Source organism: Citrobacter sp. R56 (assembly GCF_016811995.1).
GTDB classification, from domain to species: domain Bacteria; phylum Pseudomonadota; class Gammaproteobacteria; order Enterobacterales; family Enterobacteriaceae; genus Citrobacter_D; species Citrobacter_D enshiensis.
Window position 1 is genome coordinate 2,376,670 of record NZ_CP069159.1, and the last position, 19,087, is coordinate 2,395,756.

Below are 19,087 nucleotides of genomic sequence, written 5' to 3' on the forward strand. Positions count from 1 at the left end.
TTAATGATAGGTTTTAATAATTTCCAGAATACCGTTAATGATAAACTGTACGCCCATACAGACCAGCAGGAAGCCCATCAAACGCGAAATCGCTTCAATTCCCCCTTTGCCGACCAGACGCATAATTGCCCCGGAACTACGCAGGCTGCCCCACAGAATGAGCCCCACAATCGCAAAGATCAGCGGCGGCGCGACAGCAATAACCCAGCCAGGAAAATCGGAGCCATCACGCACGGTTGAAGCAGAACTGATGATCATTGCAATCGTACCTGGACCCGCCGTACTTGGCATGGCCAGTGGCACGAACGCAATATTGGCCGACGGTTCGTCTTCCATCTCTTCGGATTTGCTTTTCGCTTCCGGCGACTCGTGTGCTTTCTGCTGTGGAAAGAGCATTCTGAAACCGATAAAGGCGACAATTAATCCCCCGGCAATCCGCAGCCCCGGGATCGAAATGCCAAACGTATTCATGACTAACTGACCGGCGTAATACGCCACCATCATAATCGCGAACACATAAATCGACGCCATCATCGACTGATGATTACGCTCTGCGCTGTTCATATTCCCGGCAAGTCCGAGGAACAGCGCCACGGTAGTCAGTGGGTTAGCGAGCGGCAGCAGAACAACCAGACCCAGCCCTATCGCTTTAAACAATTCTATCATTGGTAATCTCTTCTCCAGTCGCTCTTCAGTTAGCGGCAAGTATAAGTTCAAATGAGCGCTGACCGCCATTTCAGCGATGTAAGCATTCATTTTCCCATCTCATCTATAAACTGTAATTATCATTAAGTTATTAAAAGCTAAACCATCAGCGTCATGAACCGTTTTAGCAAATCGTGTCATCACACTATTCATTCGTTTGACTTATACTTGCCTGGGCAATAGTATCTGCCGTGACTAACTACTTGCCGGGGCAACCATCGTGAAAAGCACCAGTGACCTTTTCAATGAAATCATTCCACTTGGCCGCTTGATCTACATGGTAAATCAGAAAAAAGATCGTTTGCTAAACGACTATCTGTCACCGCTGGATATCACCGCCTCGCAGTTTAAGGTGTTGTGTTCCATCCGTTGCGCGGAGTGCATTACCCCGGTTGAACTTAAGAAAGTGCTGTCTGTTGATCTCGGCGCATTGACGCGCATGCTTGACCGCCTGGTCTGTAAAGGCTGGATCGAAAGACTGCCAAATCCCAACGATAAACGCGGCGTGCTGGTGAAACTCACCGAACACGGCGCGACAATTTGTGAGCAATGTCATCAATTAGTAGGACAAGACCTGCACCAGGAACTAACAAAAAACTTAACGGCGGATGAAGTGGCAACACTTGAGTATTTACTCAAGAAAATCCTGCCGTAAACAGAAAGAGGTATGACGATGTCCAGACGCAACACTGACGCTATCACTATTCATAGCATTTTGGACTGGATCGAAGATAACCTGGAATCGCCGCTCTCACTGGAAAAGGTGTCAGAGCGTTCAGGTTACTCCAAATGGCACCTGCAACGGATGTTTAAAAAAGAAACTGGCCATTCATTAGGTCAATACATCCGCAGCCGCAAAATGACCGAGATAGCCCAGAAATTAAAAGAAAGTAACGAGCCAATTTTGTACCTGGCTGAGCGTTACGGCTTTGAGTCGCAGCAAACGCTGACCCGGACGTTCAAAAACTACTTTGATGTGCCGCCGCATAAGTTCCGCATCACCAATATGCACGGCGAATCCCGGTATTTGCTGCCACTCAATCAGTGTCATTGATAATCGCCTGTTAACGACGTAATCGAGGAAATCATGAAATTTTTGTCTTCTGCAATGCTGGCTCTGTTGCTTGTGGTCTCCGGCCAGAGTGTTGCGGAACAAACTGCCCAGCCCACAACACAGACGAATCGCGATGTGATGATCATACCCACTGCGCACGATCAATCCCCTTTCGATTTCAATCATATGGGGGCTGGCAGCGATAAGTCCGACGAGTTAGGCGTACCCTATTACAATCGGTATGACCTCTAATTCGTTTTGCCCCGTCACTGCGGGGCTTTTTTTACCCTCTCGCCGGTGCCGGTTTGCGTAAACGAAAACCGAACACATTGATATACAGCCCCGCCATAATCAGCACCGCGCCCAATAATTGCAGCCCGGTTAACGTTTCATCCAACAGCACGGCTGCACTGGCCAAGCCGACAACCGGAACCAACAGGGATAACGGTGCCACGCGCCAGGTTTCATAACGCCCCAACAGCGTGCCCCAAATCCCGTACCCGACAATGGTGGCAACAAAGGCAAGGTAGACCAGCGATAACACCGTCGTGGTATCAAGGCTGTCCAGGCTTTGCATCATGCGCTCGGAGCCATCCAGAAACAGCGAGGCGAGGAAAAACGGAATAATCGGGATCAACGCGCTCCAGACCACCAGCGACATGACGGCCGGGCGCTGCGCATGCTGCATGATCTTTTTATTAAAGATATTCCCGCACGCCCAACTGAGCGCAGCGGCCAGGGTGAGCATAAACCCGGTCATCGCCACATGTTGCCCGTTGAGGCTGGCTTCAATCAGCACCAGCACGCCAAAAATCGCCAGCGCAATACCTGCCACCTGTTTGCCCTGCAAACGCTCGCCAAACGCAAACGCCCCCAGAACAATGGTGAAAAAGGCCTGTGCCTGTAATACCAGCGACGCCAGTCCGGCGGGCATGCCGAAGTTGATGGCGCAAAACAGAAAAGCAAACTGCCCAAAGCTTATCGTCAGACCGTAGCCCAGCAGAAGCTTAAGCGGGACTTTGGGGCGGGCAACAAAGAAAATCGCCGGGAACGCCACCAGCAGGAAGCGTAATCCCGCCAGCATCAGTGGCGGCATATTGTGCAATCCCACTTTGATGACGACAAAATTCAGCCCCCACACTACCACGACTAATAATGCCAACAGCCCGTCTTTACGTGACATCCCCTGACCTCTGCAATTATTAAATTTTTGTAAACAAGTTAACTTAGCGGAAATCGTTGTCCTGCAACAGATCATTAATTCAGGTAGGCCGTGCAAGGCACTTTCGGACAACTTATTAGGTATACATCACAATTTTGCCGTGCTATTCCTTCCTGATAGTTAAAAAAAACAAAACAACACGCATTGTCGGGCAGGAAAATGAACACCACTCTGAGACGGTCAACCCTTGCATTACTCGCCTCATCGCTATTGCTGACCATTGGTCGTGGCGCCACGCTACCGTTCATGACCATTTATCTGAATCGCCAGTATGCGCTGAGTGTCGACCTGATTGGCTATGCCATGACGGTGGCGCTGACCATCGGCGTGATCTTCAGTCTTGGTTTCGGCATTCTGGCGGATAAATTCGATAAAAAACGCTACATGCTGGTGGCGATTTGCGCGTTTGCCTTCGGGTTTATCGCGATCCCGCTGGTGCATAGCGTCACCCTGGTGGTACTGCTGTTTGCGCTGATCAACTGCGCCTATTCCGTTTTTGCCACCGTACTGAAAGCCTGGTTTGCCGATAACCTCTCTGCTACCGCGAAAACGAAAATTTTTTCGCTCAACTATACCGTGCTCAACATCGGCTGGACCGTTGGGCCGCCGGTCGGCACCCTGCTGGTGATGCAAAGCATTAACCTGCCTTTCTGGCTGGCGGCCGTCTGTTCGGCCTTCCCGTTGGTGTTTATTCAGACATGGGTAACCCGGTCAATGCCCCCTGTCGATAGCATGAACACCGCAGTATGGTCGCCGTCGGTGCTGCTGCGCGACAAAGCATTGCTCTGGTTTACCCTCTCCGCGTTTCTCGCGTCGTTCGTGGGCGGCGCGTTCTCATCCTGTATCTCCCAGTATGTGATGGTCGTCGCTGACGGTGATTTTGCCGAGAAAGTTGTCGCCGTTGTTTTACCGGTGAACGCCGCCATGGTGGTCAGCCTGCAATATGCCCTCGGGCGCAGGCTCAGTGCCGCGAATATCCGCCCGCTGATGGCAGCAGGCACTCTGTGCTTCATTATTGGGCTGGTGGGTTTTATGTTCTCCGGAAACAACCTGATCCTGTGGGGCGTTTCTGCCGCCGTCTTTACCCTCGGTGAAGTGATCTACGCGCCGGGGGAATATATGTTGATCGACAATATTGCCCCAGCAGGAATGAAAGCGAGCTACTTTTCTGCACAGTCGCTTGGCTGGCTGGGCGCGGCCTTTAACCCGTTAGCCAGCGGCATCATTTTAACCACGCTTCCTGCCTGGTCGCTGTTTGCGGTACTGATTGTCGCCATTGCTCTGGCATGGGTGATGATGCTCAAAGGCATGCGCGTTAAACCCTGGCAGCAGCCAGCAACCTGTTAAATCATCAACCACCGTGCAGGCGTCGTGCTTGCACGGTCATGTCGCCATCATTCCTGATAAAGAATGCCTGATTAATACCCACCTTAATTCTCCCAGCATCGCCATTTTGGTTACTCTTTTTCATATTTCGCGCCATCGTACAGTCAAAAAATTTACGCTGAATTTGAAATAATCACCTAATTCATCTTTTGTTTAGGTTCATGCTGATAAGATTAATGTCAACGAGATGCAATAAAGGTAGACGAGGAAACACACCAAAACAGGAGACATCATATGCTGGGTAATATGAACGTTTTTATGGCGGTACTGGGAATTATTTTATTTTCTGGTTTTCTGGCCGCGTACTTTAGCCACAAATGGGATGACTAATGAACGGAGATAACGCTGCGCCGATATGGCCCCTTGTTGCATCACAGCACAAGGGGCCATTTTTTTACCTGGATAACGGGCAAAAAAAACCGCCGGATAAACCAGCGGTCAATGCTTGCATGGATAGATTTGTATTTTGCTTTGTACGTTATCTGGCAATTCCCTGCGAAGACAACGGATCGCATACACCTTATCACTGACAATCTCAATGAAGGTTAAACAATACGGAACTAAGTCAGCCAACAGCCTGTTTTGTAAATGCCGGATAAACGGGTTCGCGACGGATAATCCGGGTAATTTTTTGCTGCTCATCCATAAACATGCAGCGATTTCTGCCCGTCTGTTTACCCTCATACATGGCCCGGTCCGAGCGCCCCAGCACCACATCCAGAGGTTCCCCAGGTTGCGCCCGGGTTACCCCTCCAGTCACAGTGATGTTAATCTCACCACCGGGGTAGTGAATGCTGTTTTCGGCGATTAAGTGGCAGATACGCATTCCGGCCTGACACGCCATGTCGTCGGTCTGTGCTCTGATGATGATAATGAATTCTTCACCACCGTAGCGGTACGCCGTTTCGTCATGCCTGGTCCACGCCGCGAGATTCGCCGCCAGTGTCCGTAACACCACATCGCCAACCAGATGACCATAAGTGTCATTAACGGACTTGAAGCGATCGATATCCAATAAAAACAGATATAAATGAGAGGGGCTAGCATCAATAAGCTGGCGGTCAAAAGACTCATCCAGAACACGTCGCCCCGGTAATCCCGTCAATATATCCATATTGCTCCGGATATTAAGCAGGTATATTTTGTAGTCTGTCACTGCGGCAGTAAACGCTAACAATGCGTCCTGAAATTGCTCAAAATGTTCTGGCAGCCATCTTTTTTCGACAATCGCCAATAGCAAAACACGGCCACTGGCATGCATTTTGGTATGTGCTGCATTTATCTGATAGAGATATCCCGTCTCATCGGTGTCACGTGCTGGATGATTATTCAACCATTTCCCAAACTCGCACAAACAATGTGAGTCAACATGCGTAATTTCTGGCTGAGTTATATCAGATGAAGCCACGCAGCGAAACATTTTGACCAGCCACTTATAGTGGGCATCAATAGATTGATTCAGACTCAGTAAAATTACATCTATTTCGGCGGTTTTTCTAATCATCGTTCCTCCCCACTCATACATCCCTGATGTTATAGAGTCTAGCGATAGAAAAGCATATTTTTGTCAATTTAATCATAGAAACCCAACCATAGAATGAGATCATTCACAACACTATGATTTTAAACAAAAGCTAAACAAAAAAAGTAGATAATCCTAAACCAGTAATAAAAATTCCAGGTAATATCCACCATCGTTCTGGTTACTTGCGCGACAGTCCGAATTAACGAGGAGGTATATAGCAAAATGAATAGTTCAATTTTCGCGCAAAGCATTCACTATTCAATTACTCGATATTTGCAAAATTCATATCAACAATAATATGTTTGTGGAACCACCAGGATTCATGATCGGGTATTACCCCGATCATGCAGAATAAGAACGACTGACTTAACCCGCGATGAAGCAGCATCGAATCAATTCGCGGTTCCTGCCCTCGCCACGCCGAATAGAGCTGTTCCAAATCCGTACTGTTGCCGCGAGACAAAATCACTTCCCGAAAACGCTGGCCATTTTCACGCGTTAATCCGCCATGCTCGACAAACCACTGATAGCCATCATCTGCCAGCATTTGCGTCCAGAGATAGGCGTAATACCCTGCCGCATAACCGCCGCCAAAAATATGGGCGAAGCTCCGAAGGCCGCGCGAGAATGGATGCGGCAGGATAAATACGTCAGCTTGAGTCACGTCTGTCGTTTAGAACTTGACCCTGGAGGTTAGCCACAGGGTCTCACGATCACTAAGTAAGCTCGTCAGGCCAGCATACGAGGAGATCGTCCCGCTTGGTGTCGTCACGAATGGGCCGAAGAAATCGGTGTATTTCAATTCAATCTGATACCTGGACTGCACCATCGCGCTAAGACCAATAGAATAATTGCCCGTGTGCGCATTGCCCCCTAGTGGGACGGCAGATTCGCCTTTGAGGCCGACTGCATATGTCAATGGCATTGCCAGGTCAATCCCAGGGAACACCTGGTCCCAGGTTGGCATAAAGTTCAGGTTCAAACTAAAGAAATCACGAGTAGACTTATCGATGCCGGTGTACGCAGGATTACCACGATATTGCGCATATCCCTCGGTCACCGATAGTAAGCGGTCCCAAGCCAGTTCGGCCACTACCGTAGCGCTATCGAAGAAAGGCGTTTTTCCGATTCCATTCACACCGTTCAACACGGTATGAAAGGTGTTGCCAACCGCCCCACCGGTTTGACCATCCTTTGGCATCGCGCCGATGAAACCAGGCGTGCCTGCTTTAACTGGCGACACCGTGAGGACTTGCTGGCTATTCAGAGGCATGTTTCGGCGGTAGCTCAAATCCAGACCGACTTTCACTCCGGCAATGTCTTTGGACAGGCTAAAGCCGTAGATGTCAATATCGCTCGCATAGGTAATGGAGTATTGATTGGTTTTCTGGTTGAACACTACCGTATCCGGCAACTGATCTGCGGTGCGGCGGAAGAACAGCCCCATCGTACCTCCGAACCAATCAGGGCTCCACTTCACATTCAAACCAAAGTCTCCGACCTTATTTGGTGTTACATCATCGCCATGCGTAGCGAGCTTACCGTTGGGCAGATATACTGTTTCACCGCCGTCTAACGCAAGGTCATACATGCCCATGTACGAACCGGACTCAGGAAAGCGTGCGTGCTGCCAGTCAAGGAAATATTCTGCGCCGAACGACCAGGTGGAGGAGACCACGTAATCAGCAGTCACCTGGTTACGTGGGAGAAATATTTCAGTACGCTCGCTGAGTGGTGAACCAAACATCATTCCGAGATCAATCGGAAACTGGCCGTAGTTGATTCCATGCAGCGGAGCAAACAAGCTATTCCCCCATGACTGCAGGCTTTTACCCACACTGATGTTGAGTTTCTGCTGGCCGAACTCGAAAGTATGATAGGCGTAAGCTTCCAGCAACTGGCCAGATGGGCCTTCCGCAAAGCGTTTAGTGTACGGGCTGAGAGCGCCGGCAGTCGGCTTACCGTCCACCAAAGTGTTCGGAGTATTATTATTACTCTCTGGATTGCTGTAGGCCGGGTCGTACCAGGCCGAACCGCTGACGCGAAACCCCATCTTCTTTTGGTAATCCAACTGGAGTTCGCTTAATAGATTAAGGCGCTCGGTAACCATAGCACCCTTGCCGAAGTTTAGATCTCCATCGTTGCTGTTGGGGCTGTGCGTGATAGCCTGATCTTGCCCACCTATTCGCTTACCCAAATTGAGCCTTACGGTGTTGTTCCAGTGGACGTTCAGATCCGGGTTGTCGATATTGAAGTCGAATGCCAGTGCAGACACCGAGAACAGAGCCGTCGCCACGGCGATGGTCAATTCAGGCAGATACTTCTTGAAGTGCAAAGTGTCGTTTTTCTCTTGCATGGTTTTTCTCCTGCCTGAATGTAGCTAATCGCATTTGAAATCCCGCAAAATCGCATTTACCCTGTCCGGATTGCATTCCATTGCTCTGGCGTCACAATAACTGCATGCCCATCACAAGCATTCTGTCTCGCACCTCTGCAATTTTGGCGATTGGTAATTGACATTCTCCCCGGCCTAAAAAAGCCCGCCCCAGCGAAACCTCACTCTGATTCCCGCCCCCGTATACTCCCGTCGCCAGGCAGCCAGCGACATGCCGTACTGGTTGATGAACCAGCAGCATTGTTGCAAATTTTACAATGAGGTAGAGCTATGTGTGATTGAAAGCCTTATATTTCAAAGACTCTGCTTACCAGACATCTCACCCAGGGGATTACCATAAGAAAACGGCGAGGTCTGGCCTCTGCATAGTGCACGCATCACCTCAATACCTTTGATTGTGCCGTAAGCTCTCTTCGTGGACTTGAATCCCAGCGTGACGCCGATTATCCGTTTCACTTTGCCATGATCGCATTTTATGAAGTTATTACGGTACAAACTGGGCATCCCATAGCCAGGCGGGCAGGCAATTCGGCTGAGCGAGTAGCGCAGGTTCTCCATGTAGCGCAAAACCCGTTCGAGGTGCACTTCGTTGATCAGGTAGCGGGCCTCCTCCAGGTAGTTGGTCAGAGCCGCAATACGAACCATTGGGGTCATGCCGATCGCCTTCTTGTTCTTGTGGCTGCATCGCACCGGGGGTTCTGTCACGAAATGACAGCTGCCGAACCTCATCAGAGCGAGTTTGGTTTGTTCGATGACGATAGATTTTATCGGAAGATTCAGTAAAGCGCGTACGCACTTTTATATGTCACCAAGAGGTGTTGGATGCCGCCGAGAGGCTCTAGCCCGCGTGGTGCGCGGGATCTGGCTGCGGAACCACATGTCGGATGACGTTTGCACTGTCATCAGTTGAAAAGTTCTTGACGTTCAATGTGTAGTTGTAAGTATTCCTGAAATCCGCGCCATTCACTTTTAGAGATCTTCCGACATACTGATTATGCCCCCTGGTTAGGGTTTAGCTGTCATCAATGTTCATCATCTCCATATAGCTAACGGCACTGTTCTAATTCAATGGCATCACGGATCTTTTCCAGAGCCTGGCGCAAATTAGGAATGATCACCGAGCCAAGTGCGATTCTTATAGCCTGAGGCGTCGTGGACGAGGTACAGAAAGGGTCGGCCGCAGAAACCGAAATATTGCTGTTCATCAGATCTTTTACGACCCGATCCGCGCGTGATTCGTCCGGAAGAGGAAGCCAGGCAAAGTACGACACCGGATGTGTTATACAAGGGATATGACCTAAGGTTTCCCTCAGCACAGATTGCCGCTGGCGTGCGTCACGTCTTTTGAGTTTTTCGAAACGAGCCACTGTTCCATCCTGAATCCAGTTACATACCAGGGTAGTCATTACTGAAGGCGTATTCCAGGTTGTCGCGCGAACCGCCCTCTCCAGAGCAGGCTTGTATACTTCGGGGCAGATAACCGCACCCACTCTAAGGCCTGTCGCCACATTCTTCGAAAAACCCGTGACATACACGGTACGCTCAGGGGCAAAAAACGCAATCGGTGGTGGTGTCCTGCTTATCAGATACGCGTAGGCCGCATCCTCAATAATGATCAGGTCGTGGGTGCGGGCTATTTTGACCAGTTCTGTGCGTTGGTTTTGAGTAAGCACCCAACCCAGGGGGTTATGCAGAGTCGGCATAGTATAAACCGCCCGTACATGTCGTTTCTGGCAAAGCTGCCTTAGGGCGGTCAGATCTGGGCCATTGGCATGATAGGGTATAGCGAGAAGCTCAAGATGGTACAGTTCGGCCAGCGCTTTAAATCCCGGATAGGTGAGTGCATCCACTGCCACAACATCTCCTGGTCTTAACAGCCCCATTACCGTCACGGTCAGACCATGCTGCGCGCCATTAACGATGACTACATTGTCTGCTGTGGGCTGAAACCCGTGGCATGAAAGATGACCTACGATAATCTCGCGTTCAGACAGCCTGCCTGCATGAGGTTGATAGCGCAGATGCGATTCAAGATCGCCGACCGCAGATACCTGTCTGAGCGCGTCACGCAACAGCTCCCCCTGGCCGGGTAAAGACGGATAGTTGAAGTTGAGGTCAAGAACGTCCGTCGCCACAGCATGTTGATCAACGCCGTGGCCATATGGCAGTGAAATTTCTCTAACAAACGTTCCTCGACCAGTTTCCCCGCTGACCAGACCCATTGCTTCCAGTTCGCTATATACCCTCGTTGCCGTAGCCAGGGAGATGTGTTCCTGCGCCGAGAGTTCCCTGTGCGTCATCAAACGGGTACCGCCCGAAATATCCCCGTTTCGAATCATATTCGCAAATCTATCCACAATGGCTTTATAACGTGCTTTCACCAAATGTATCCATGACAATTATTTGATTGTATCAGATTGGCGAGATTACCATCCGCCTCACGAACGCTCAAGAATGTGGGCAAAATGTATAAAGTGAGGAAACTATGGTTAATTCAGTGATACATAAAACGGGTTCGGTTTCGGGCTGGCTAAATGGTTTGCTGGGCGTTGTGATTTTCAGTGGTTCGCTGCCGGCCACGCGTGTTGCCGTACTTAATTTCGACCCACTATTTCTTACGTTCCTGCGAGCATCCATTGCCGGCATGCTGGCAATAATGCTGATTTTCGGTTTACGAGAAAGACGCCCACATGCCTCGCAAATTGCGCCGCTGCTCATTGTGTCACTCACCGTTGTCATTGGATTCCCTCTACTGACCGCGATGGCACTGAAACATGTAACCTCAGCGCATTCCATTGTATTTTTAGGGCTTCTGCCTCTTATGACCGCTATCTTTGGGGTTTTGCGTGGTGGTGAGCGTCCCAGACCGGCATTCTGGATCTTCTCGGTCATCGGCAGCCTGCTCGTTATTGGCTTTGCACTCTCAAAGAACGCGTCTGGCTCAGTGACGGATGATCTTCTGATGCTTGCTGCCGTAGTTGCCTGCGGTCTGGGGTACGCTGAAGGCGCAAAACTGACTCGCGTTCTGGGGGGATGGCAGGTTATCAGTTGGGCATTGATTCTTTCGCTGCCTTTTATGCTGACGGCATCCCTTTTTACGATACCTGATACCTTCAGTGGCATAGGCACTTCAGCCTGGATTGCGTTGGGATATGTCTCTCTTTTCAGTATGTTGATAGGTTTTATTTTCTGGTACAAAGGGCTGGCGATTGGTGGTATTGCTGCTGTCGGTCAACTACAGCTTCTACAGCCCTTCTTTGGTCTTGGTCTGTCAGCCACCCTCCTTAATGAAACCGTCAGTCCTCTTATGCTATTCATAACGCTGGGTGTCATTCTGTGCGTTATCGCTTCCCGTCAATTTGCCCGATAACGAACGTCATGATGGAAAACCGGGCATCGCACCCGGCTCTTTTTCAGGCAATAAAATGCCTTATCCGTTTAACCCACGGTTCAACAACATCGGTTCGATTCGCGGATCGTGGCCGCACCACTGGCGATAAAGTTGAGCTAAATCAGTGCTATTGCCCCGTGACAAAATCACCTCCCGGAAGCGCTGGCCATTTTCACGCGTTAATCCGCCATGCTCGACAAACCACTGATAGCCATCATCTGCCAGCATTTGCGTCCACAGATAGGCGTAATACCCTGCCGCATAACCGCCGCCAAAAATATGGGCGAAATAACTGCTGCGGTATCGCGGCGGGACGGCGTGAAGATCTATCTCCTCCGCCGCTAACGCCTGCGGTTCAAAACTGTCCACGCCGGGTACAGAGTCGTCCGCCGACAAGGTATGCCAGCGCATATCCAGTAAAGCGGCGCTCAGTAACTCTGTCATGTCATAGCCTTTGTTGAACAGGCTCGCCTTGCGCATTTTGTCTTGCAGCGCATCAGGCATTTTTTCCCCCGTTTCAACATGCCGGGCGTAACGCGCAAAAACAGCAGGATGGCTCGCCCAGTGTTCGTTGATCTGCGACGGGAACTCAACAAAGTCACGTGGCGTATTGGTCCCGGAAAGCGTCGCGTAACGCTGGGTCGCAAATAGCCCATGCAACGTATGTCCGAACTCATGGAACAGCGTGATCACATCATCCCAGAGCAATAACGCCGGTTGTCCTGCGGACGGTTTTTGGTAGTTACAGACATTGTAAATGACCGGTCTGGTTTCGTTGAGCGTGGACTGTTCGACGAAGTTACCCATCCAGGCGCCGCCGCTTTTTGACTCACGCGCGAAGAAATCACCGTAAAATAACGCCAGTCCGACGCCGTCACTGTCGAATATTTCCCAGACGCGAACATCAGGGTGGTAAACCGGGATATCAAAACGCTCAATAAATTTGATGCCAAACAGCTGGTTTGCCGCCCAGAAAACGCCTTCGTTCAGAACCGTGTCTAAAGCGAAGTACGGCCTGAGCTGCGTTTCATCCAGCGCGAATTTCTCGCGCCGTACCTGCTCGGCATAGAACGCCCAGTCCCACGGTTGCACCGTGAATCCACCCTGCTGTTGATCAATGATTTTCTGGATCTCAGCCTGTTCATCAAGCGCACGCTGACGCGCAGCGGGAACAATAGCCCGCATAAACGCCAGTGCGGCCTCGGGCGTTTTCGCCATCTGATCGGCAATTTTCCACGCCGCATAATGGGCAAAGCCCAGTAGTTTTGCCTGCTGAGTACGAATTTCCACCAGACGCAACACAATGGCGCGCGTGTCATTGGCATCATTTTTTTCTGCCCGGTGCCATGCCGCCTTGAAGAGATTTTCCCGCGTCTGTCGGTCGCACAGCGCGGCGAGCGCCGGTTGTTGCGTGGTGTTAAGCAACGGAATTAACCAACGCGCCGAAAGCCCTTTCTCTGTGGCGGCTTGTGCGGCGAGGGCAATCTCTTCGGCACTTAAACCTTCCAGCGAGTGAGCCGCATCCACCACCAGTCCACCCGATTTGTTCGCCGCCAGCAATCGCTGGTTAAACTGACTGGTTAGCGTCGCTGACTCGGTGTTCAGCCGTTTCAGTTTGTCCTTATCGGCATCACTAAGTTGCGCCCCGGACAGGACGAAGCGCTGATGAATCACCTCCACCAGCCGTAAGGATTCTGCATCCAGTTTCAGCGTTTGACGCTGCTGCCAGACGGCGTCCACGCGCGCAAACAGGGCGCTATTGAGATAGATATCATTCGCCAGCGCGGCGAGTTCGCCGGAAAACGCCTCATCAAGACGCTGCAATTCATCGTTGGTATGCGCCGCCGTCATGGCGAAAAATACGCTGGTGACGCGCGTCAGTAACACTCCGCTTTGCTCCAGCGCTATGCAGGTATTGGAAAAATCCGCAGCCTCGGGGTTGCGTACAATCGCATCGATTTCTGCGCGTTTTTGCCGCATTCCTTCATCAAAGGCGGGACGGTAATGGCGGTCTTCAATCAGATCAAAACGCGGGGCCTGATACGGCAACACACTGTTACTTAAGAATGGATTTGTTAACGACATCTTTCACTCCCGAAAACGATTTCTTGAATAGAGTAGGCCTCCCTGGAAATGACCGCAATCTCGTTAACCAGGATTACCCCCTAACAGATATCGCGTGCTATGGTAGTACAACACAAAAAGCGTTGAGGAACAGTGAGATGATCGTTTTAGTTACCGGTGCAACGGCAGGCTTTGGTGAGTGCATTACACGTCGTTTTATTGCGAATGGTCATAAAGTGATTGCCACAGGCCGCCGCCAGGAACGCCTTCAGGAGTTAAAAGATGAGCTGGGAGAGAACCTGCTAACGGCACAACTGGATGTGCGCAATCGCGCAGCCATTGAACAAATGCTGGCCTCGCTCCCTGCCAACTGGCGCAACATAGATATTCTGGTCAACAACGCCGGGCTGGCTCTCGGGCTTGAACCTGCGCATAAAGCCAACGTTGACGACTGGGAAACCATGATCGATACCAACAATAAGGGCCTGATTTATATGACTCGCGCCGTGCTGCCGGGCATGGTTGAGCGTAATCATGGCCATATCATCAACATTGGCTCCACGGCGGGCAACTGGCCGTACGCGGGTGGCAATGTCTACGGTGCCACCAAGGCGTTTGTTCGTCAGTTCAGCCTAAATTTGCGCACCGATTTACACGGTACCGCGGTTCGCGTCACGGATATTGAACCGGGGCTGGTCGGTGGAACCGAGTTCTCAAACGTTCGCTTCAAAGGTGACGATGCGAAAGCAGGCAAAGCCTATGAAAACACAACGGCATTAACGCCAGAAGATGTGACCGAAGCGGTATGGTGGGTGGCCACATTACCCGCTCACGTGAATATCAATACCCTGGAAATGATGCCCGTAACACAATCCTTTGCCGGACTGAGCGTTCATCGAAACTAATTACGTTACCCGGCCTCTGGCCGGGTATAGCCCACGGCAAATAAATGGTAGAATAACCGGGTTAACTCTCTAAAAAGTAAGAGCACATGACCGTCGAAACGCAACTCAACCCTACACAGCCGGTAAATCAGCAAATATACCGTATTCTTCGTCGTGACATCGTGCATTGCCTGATTGCACCTGGCACACCGCTTTCTGAAAAAGAAGTTTCTGTACGCTTTAATGTTTCGCGCCAGCCCGTGCGAGAAGCGTTTATCAAGCTGGCGGAAAATGGACTGATCCAGATCCGTCCACAGCGCGGTAGCTATGTGAACAAAATTTCGTTGTCGCAGGTGCAGAATGGGTGTTTTGTCCGTCAGGCGATAGAGTGTGCGGTTGCTCGTCGCGCTGCATCAATGATGACAGACAGCCAGTGTTATCAGTTGGAACAGAACCTGCACCAGCAGCGTATTGCGATTGACCGTAAACAGCTTAATGACTTCTTCCAGCTTGATGATGAGTTTCACCAGAAACTGGCGACCATCGCCGATTGCCAACTGGCCTGGGACACCATTGAGAATATTAAAGCGACCATTGACCGTGTGCGCTATATGAGCCTGGATCACGTGTCGCCGCCTGAGATGCTGCTCAGACAACATCACGATATTTTTGCTGCGCTCGAGAAGCATGACGCTGATGCCGTTGAACGTGCGATGACCGTCCACCTGCAGGAAATCGGTGAATCCGTACAGCTTATTCGCCAGGAAAACAGCGACTGGTTTAGCGAAGAATAATTTTCCCCCTCACCCCTCATGGGGTGAGTTCTCTCTCGTTTTTCTCCCTGCACATTCTTACCCAAAAAGCCGTGAGCTTGATCAAAAACAAAAAAAATCCTTCGCAAGAGGCGTATTTATATGACGCCCGTTACGTGGGACTAAAAGCCCGCGGGCTTTGACGGTAAGTTAGAAAGGAGAAAACACCATGATGACATACGATCGTAACCGTAACGCAATCACCACTGGCAGTCGGGTCATGATTAGCGGCACAGGACATACGGGGAAAATTACCTCAATTGACACCGATGGCCTTGATGCAGCACAGATCCGTCGCGGGAAAACCGTGCAAGTTGAAGGTTGTGAGGGTAAGTTTGCGCCCATCGAACTGATTCGTCTCGGCATGAACTAAGGGTGTCAATGCCGCCCCTGGCGGCATAACGATGATGTTACTGCCGGGAAGCGACATCGCTATTCCCGGCTACATCCAACACATTTCGACAATTTCAGTACGGTTATTTCAGTTTCGCGACGTACGTTGCCACGGTCGCTTTCGCGCCATCAGCCAACAAAGACAGATACGCGTCAGTCACTTTACGGGTAAACAGACCTTCATGCGGCAGCTCATTGCCGAAGATCGCGTCAATGCCCAGCAACGCCTGAACGCGGCTTTCACCTTCCTGACTCGCCTGAACCGCTTTCTGAATAACAGGAAGCAGCGGATCGTTGACCTCAATCGCATTGCCCTGCTCGTCCCCCCCCCCGACATAGCGCATCCATCCTGCAATACCCAGCGCCAGTAAATCAAAGCTGCTGTTATGCGCCAGATGCCAGCGCACAGAGTCCAGCATACGCTGAGGCAGTTTTTGACTTCCGTCCATCGCAATCTGCCAGGTCCGGTGACGCAGCGCCGGGTTGCTGTAGCGTTCAATCAGTAAGTCGGCGTAACGTTTGAGATCGACCCCTGTCACTTTCAGGGTCGGCGCCTGTTCCTGCAGCATCAACGCACGCGCTGCGAGACGGTAATTTTCGTCTCCCATACAATCATTGATATGCTGATAACCGGCCAGATAGCCAAGGTATGCCAGGAAAGAGTGGCTACCGTTGAGCATGCGCAGCTTCATCTCTTCAAACGGGATGACATCGGCAACCAGTTCGGCACCGGCTTTTTCCCATTCCGGACGCCCTGCTGCAAAGTTGTCTTCGATCACCCACTGACGGAACGGCTCACACGCTACACCCGCAGGGTCGCGAACACCGGTTAACTGTTCAATTTTGTCCAGCGTATCAGGAGTGACGGCAGGCACGATTCGGTCAACCATCGTGGAAGGGAACGTGACGTTTTGTTCAATCCACTGCGCCAGTTCGGCATTAACGGCACCGGCATACGCGGTCACCACATTACGCATTACATGACCGTTCTCAGGCATGTTATCGCAGGACATCACGGTAAATGCAGGCAAACCTGCCGCTTTACGGCGCGCCAGCGCTTCAACGATAACCCCCGCTGCGGATTTAGGCTGCTGTGGGTTTTGCAGATCGGCGGCGATCATTGGGTGATCCAGCATCAGTTGCCCTGTCGCCGGAGAATGACAATACCCTTTCTCAGTAATCGTCAGGGAAACAATGGCAACCTGCGGCTCGCACATCGCGGCCAGTACAGCGTCCAGACCATCAACCTGGGCATGAAGAGCAGTTTTCACCACGCCGACAACTCTTGCCGTCCACGCATCTGCCGACATTTCTGCCACGGTATACAGGTTATCTTGTTGTTTCAGGTCGGCAATCTGCTGCTCCCCGCCGATCAGATTGACTTCACAATATCCCCAGTCACTGTTGTGCTCTGCTGCCAGAATATCGGTGTAGACTCCCTGATGCGCACGGTGAAACGCACCAAATCCCAGATGAACAATACGCGGCACCAGTTTGGTACGATCGTATTCCGGAAGCGCAGCCTTTGCCGTTAAGAGCTTGTTTTGCATTGTATGACCTACTTTTTAATGAAATCAGGACCGTCTCAGAGTAACGCCTGTATGGTTGTATGTTTTGATTTGAATTAAGCTTTTAGCAATTGGTATGACATCGTTTTGAAGTTATCTGACATCCCTGACTCACGCCAGGGATGTCTTTTATTAACTCATCGTGATGGTTGAGTGCGTTTTCTTGACAGCCGTCTTATCCGTTTCGCACCACAGCGCGTCATAAGAATACCCCGTCAGGTCTTCGACAATGCGGCGGGTTTCAGGGTCCACATCCTGCTTCGCACCGTGGGCTTTTAAACGATCAACTTCATCGACAAAAATTTTGTGGGTTCGTTTATTCAGATGGAAGGTTACCGCCTGCCACAGCGCCAGAATTAACAGCCCCGCAGTCCCTGCAAACAGCAGCGTAGCAATGGTATTAACGGCTTGTTCAGGCTGAACCTGACTCCCCTTCACAAATCCGCCACTCTGCAACATCAACCCCACGATGAAGGTCGCGATAGCAACTGTCGTCTTACGGGAGAAGGTCATCACTGCCGCAAACAGACCTTCACGACGTTGGCGGGTGATCATTTCATCAATGTCCGGAATGAACGGGAAGACGTTCCATGGCGTGAACTCCAGCACGCAACGCCCCACCTGATACACCGCAGCAAGAACCACCAGCAATGTGACTTTGTTATCCCCCGGGAACTGGTACACCATAAAGAGGCCGATGAGACACAGCATCATCAATGTGTAGGCAAAAACATAAAGCCGTGATGGACCGTATTTAATGATCGCGACCCCTGCCAGAAGTGTGACGGGTAATCCAACGATGCTCATTGACAACAATGTCCCTGCCAGTGCTGAAGAAACGTTCAGGCAGTAAACACAGAAAAAGACAAAGACGGTGTTGTAGACATCTTTCGCGGTAAAGGAAAAAAGGTAAATGGCCAGATGTTTTCTGAACGCACGCACTTTTAACGTTGAGGCATATTCTTTGAACAGTCGTCCTACCATCGCCACCTTTTCCGCAAGTGTAGTGGGTTGACTACTGCGCTCAAGTTCTGCCTGCATTTCCGGCGTTAACTCACGTTCCCATGTCACTTTCCAGGAAATAAATACGCAGACCATAAACATCACAGCAAAGACCACGCCGTTGATAAAATAGGCATTCGGGTCATGTTCCCCGAAATGACCGATCAACAACCCCGGAATGAAGGTCGCGAGAAAAGTCCCGGTTGCAGAAAGAAACATACGACAGGTGGAAAGCTTCGTCCGTCCGTTAAAATCCTTTGTCATTTCCGAAGGCAATGTTTCCCACGGGATCAGGACCATCGCAGCGATAATTTCAAACGCCAGGTATACTGAAAGGTAGAACCAGAAATTCATTCCAGTCACCCACAGTAAAATATAAACCAGCATTAATGGCGCGCCAATGAGCAAGAAGAAACGTCTTCTGCCAAATTTTTTACCCAGCGCATTTTTATAAAAGTGGTCAGTAAAAGAGCCCATAAATAAGCTAACAATCGCATCGACTATCCTTGCGATCGCCACTATTGATGCAGCCTCAACTGGCGACAGACCAACAAAAGTGGTATAGAAAAAAAGGAGCCATGCGCCAATAACCGTAAATGCGCCGCCTCCCATGATATCGGTCATGCCATAGCCGATACTGGTTGGAATCGTTATTTTTCTATTGGTACGAGTCATGTTCTATCCTC

Annotated in this window: 17 protein-coding genes and 2 pseudogenes; 9 read left to right on the forward strand and 10 right to left on the reverse strand. The window is 50.7% G+C overall.

What is annotated here, in order from left to right:
• Positions 1 to 666: a MarC family NAAT transporter gene (locus JM656_RS11300; RefSeq protein ID WP_192612175.1), complete on the reverse strand. Its 666-nt coding sequence runs from the start codon at positions 664 to 666 to the stop codon at positions 1 to 3.
• A 259-nt stretch (positions 667 to 925) separates the two neighbouring features.
• On the opposite strand from JM656_RS11300, the gene marR reads away from it, so the two are divergent.
• The 3 genes from marR to marB are packed head-to-tail and all read left to right on the forward strand — an operon-like array spanning position 926 to position 2,011.
• Positions 926 to 1,360, forward strand: a complete 435-nt coding sequence (gene marR, locus JM656_RS11305) for a multiple antibiotic resistance transcriptional regulator MarR (protein WP_203357877.1) — start codon at positions 926 to 928, stop codon at positions 1,358 to 1,360.
• 18 nt (positions 1,361 to 1,378) lie between these two features.
• Positions 1,379 to 1,759: an MDR efflux pump AcrAB transcriptional activator MarA gene (marA, locus tag JM656_RS11310; RefSeq protein ID WP_192612173.1), complete on the forward strand. Its 381-nt coding sequence runs from the start codon at positions 1,379 to 1,381 to the stop codon at positions 1,757 to 1,759.
• Positions 1,760 to 1,792: 33 nt separating this feature from the next.
• Positions 1,793 to 2,011, forward strand: a complete 219-nt coding sequence (gene marB / locus JM656_RS11315; protein ID WP_203357878.1) for a multiple antibiotic resistance protein MarB — start codon at positions 1,793 to 1,795, stop codon at positions 2,009 to 2,011.
• A 31-nt stretch (positions 2,012 to 2,042) separates the two neighbouring features.
• Here marB and eamA read toward each other — a convergent pair whose 3' ends face one another.
• Positions 2,043 to 2,942 (reverse strand): O-acetylserine/cysteine exporter, encoded by a 900-nt coding sequence (gene eamA, locus JM656_RS11320; protein WP_203357879.1) that lies wholly within the window; start codon positions 2,940 to 2,942, stop codon positions 2,043 to 2,045.
• Positions 2,943 to 3,140: 198 nt separating this feature from the next.
• Between eamA and ydeE the strand changes: the two genes are divergently transcribed.
• Positions 3,141 to 4,328, forward strand: coding sequence for an efflux MFS transporter YdeE (ydeE, locus tag JM656_RS11325; protein ID WP_203357880.1), 1,188 nt, complete (start codon positions 3,141 to 3,143; stop codon positions 4,326 to 4,328).
• A gap of 273 nt (positions 4,329 to 4,601) precedes the next feature.
• Entirely contained in the window at positions 4,602 to 4,697 is a 96-nt protein-coding gene (gene mgtS, locus JM656_RS11330) for a protein MgtS (protein WP_000901367.1), read from the forward strand.
• 235 nt (positions 4,698 to 4,932) lie between these two features.
• On the opposite strand, the gene JM656_RS11335 is transcribed toward mgtS, so the two are convergent.
• From JM656_RS11335 to JM656_RS11355, 5 genes and pseudogenes are all read right to left on the reverse strand, one after another.
• Positions 4,933 to 5,871, reverse strand: coding sequence for a diguanylate cyclase (locus tag JM656_RS11335; RefSeq protein WP_203361279.1), 939 nt, complete (start codon positions 5,869 to 5,871; stop codon positions 4,933 to 4,935).
• Positions 5,872 to 6,253: 382 nt separating this feature from the next.
• Positions 6,254 to 6,499 (reverse strand): annotated as a pseudogene (locus tag JM656_RS11340) (M3 family metallopeptidase); the annotation flags it as partial.
• Positions 6,500 to 6,565: 66 nt separating this feature from the next.
• Positions 6,566 to 8,248, reverse strand: a complete 1,683-nt coding sequence (locus JM656_RS11345; protein WP_203357881.1) for a DUF1302 domain-containing protein — start codon at positions 8,246 to 8,248, stop codon at positions 6,566 to 6,568.
• A gap of 326 nt (positions 8,249 to 8,574) precedes the next feature.
• Positions 8,575 to 8,779, reverse strand: a pseudogene (locus JM656_RS11350) (IS6 family transposase); the annotation flags it as partial.
• A 554-nt stretch (positions 8,780 to 9,333) separates the two neighbouring features.
• Positions 9,334 to 10,668, reverse strand: coding sequence for a PLP-dependent aminotransferase family protein (locus JM656_RS11355; protein WP_203357882.1), 1,335 nt, complete (start codon positions 10,666 to 10,668; stop codon positions 9,334 to 9,336).
• A gap of 104 nt (positions 10,669 to 10,772) precedes the next feature.
• On the opposite strand from JM656_RS11355, the gene JM656_RS11360 reads away from it, so the two are divergent.
• On the forward strand, positions 10,773 to 11,657 hold the full coding sequence (locus tag JM656_RS11360; protein WP_203357883.1) for a DMT family transporter: 885 nt from the start codon (positions 10,773 to 10,775) through the stop codon (positions 11,655 to 11,657).
• Positions 11,658 to 11,717: 60 nt separating this feature from the next.
• Here JM656_RS11360 and dcp read toward each other — a convergent pair whose 3' ends face one another.
• On the reverse strand, positions 11,718 to 13,763 hold the full coding sequence (dcp, locus tag JM656_RS11365; RefSeq protein WP_203357884.1) for a peptidyl-dipeptidase Dcp: 2,046 nt from the start codon (positions 13,761 to 13,763) through the stop codon (positions 11,718 to 11,720).
• A gap of 137 nt (positions 13,764 to 13,900) precedes the next feature.
• On the opposite strand from dcp, the gene ydfG reads away from it, so the two are divergent.
• The 3 genes from ydfG (at position 13,901) to ydfZ (ending at position 15,811) form a co-directional block, all read left to right on the forward strand.
• Positions 13,901 to 14,647 (forward strand): bifunctional NADP-dependent 3-hydroxy acid dehydrogenase/3-hydroxypropionate dehydrogenase YdfG, encoded by a 747-nt coding sequence (gene ydfG / locus JM656_RS11370; RefSeq protein WP_203357885.1) that lies wholly within the window; start codon positions 13,901 to 13,903, stop codon positions 14,645 to 14,647.
• 86 nt (positions 14,648 to 14,733) lie between these two features.
• Positions 14,734 to 15,420 (forward strand): GntR family transcriptional regulator, encoded by a 687-nt coding sequence (locus JM656_RS11375; RefSeq protein WP_203357886.1) that lies wholly within the window; start codon positions 14,734 to 14,736, stop codon positions 15,418 to 15,420.
• Positions 15,421 to 15,607: 187 nt separating this feature from the next.
• Positions 15,608 to 15,811: a putative selenium delivery protein YdfZ gene (gene ydfZ / locus JM656_RS11380; protein WP_203357887.1), complete on the forward strand. Its 204-nt coding sequence runs from the start codon at positions 15,608 to 15,610 to the stop codon at positions 15,809 to 15,811.
• Positions 15,812 to 15,914: 103 nt separating this feature from the next.
• Here ydfZ and JM656_RS11385 read toward each other — a convergent pair whose 3' ends face one another.
• Positions 15,915 to 17,381, reverse strand: a complete 1,467-nt coding sequence (locus tag JM656_RS11385) for a mannitol dehydrogenase family protein (protein WP_203357888.1) — start codon at positions 17,379 to 17,381, stop codon at positions 15,915 to 15,917.
• A gap of 150 nt (positions 17,382 to 17,531) precedes the next feature.
• Positions 17,532 to 19,076 carry an MFS transporter gene (locus tag JM656_RS11390; RefSeq protein WP_203357889.1) on the reverse strand — a complete coding sequence of 515 codons (1,545 nt, stop codon included), beginning with the start codon at positions 19,074 to 19,076 and terminating at the stop codon, positions 17,532 to 17,534.
• Positions 19,077 to 19,087: the final 11 nt, after the last annotated feature.

Bases quoted from the DNA above. Each gene is read 5' to 3' on its own strand.
- JM656_RS11300 (WP_192612175.1), bottom strand. From the start codon at position 666: ATGATAGAATTGTTTAAAGCGATAGGGCTGGGTCTGGTTGTTCTGCTG.
- marA (WP_192612173.1), top strand. From the start codon at position 1,379: ATGTCCAGACGCAACACTGACGCTATCACTATTCATAGCATTTTGGAC.
- marB (WP_203357878.1), top strand. From the start codon at position 1,793: ATGAAATTTTTGTCTTCTGCAATGCTGGCTCTGTTGCTTGTGGTCTCC.
- eamA (WP_203357879.1), bottom strand. From the start codon at position 2,942: ATGTCACGTAAAGACGGGCTGTTGGCATTATTAGTCGTGGTAGTGTGG.
- ydeE (WP_203357880.1), top strand. From the start codon at position 3,141: ATGAACACCACTCTGAGACGGTCAACCCTTGCATTACTCGCCTCATCG.
- mgtS (WP_000901367.1), top strand. From the start codon at position 4,602: ATGCTGGGTAATATGAACGTTTTTATGGCGGTACTGGGAATTATTTTA.
- JM656_RS11335 (WP_203361279.1), bottom strand. From the start codon at position 5,871: ATGATTAGAAAAACCGCCGAAATAGATGTAATTTTACTGAGTCTGAAT.
- JM656_RS11345 (WP_203357881.1), bottom strand. From the start codon at position 8,248: ATGCAAGAGAAAAACGACACTTTGCACTTCAAGAAGTATCTGCCTGAA.
- JM656_RS11360 (WP_203357883.1), top strand. From the start codon at position 10,773: ATGGTTAATTCAGTGATACATAAAACGGGTTCGGTTTCGGGCTGGCTA.
- dcp (WP_203357884.1), bottom strand. From the start codon at position 13,763: ATGTCGTTAACAAATCCATTCTTAAGTAACAGTGTGTTGCCGTATCAG.
- ydfG (WP_203357885.1), top strand. From the start codon at position 13,901: ATGATCGTTTTAGTTACCGGTGCAACGGCAGGCTTTGGTGAGTGCATT.
- JM656_RS11375 (WP_203357886.1), top strand. From the start codon at position 14,734: ATGACCGTCGAAACGCAACTCAACCCTACACAGCCGGTAAATCAGCAA.
- ydfZ (WP_203357887.1), top strand. From the start codon at position 15,608: ATGATGACATACGATCGTAACCGTAACGCAATCACCACTGGCAGTCGG.
- JM656_RS11385 (WP_203357888.1), bottom strand. From the start codon at position 17,381: ATGCAAAACAAGCTCTTAACGGCAAAGGCTGCGCTTCCGGAATACGAT.
- JM656_RS11390 (WP_203357889.1), bottom strand. From the start codon at position 19,076: ATGACTCGTACCAATAGAAAAATAACGATTCCAACCAGTATCGGCTAT.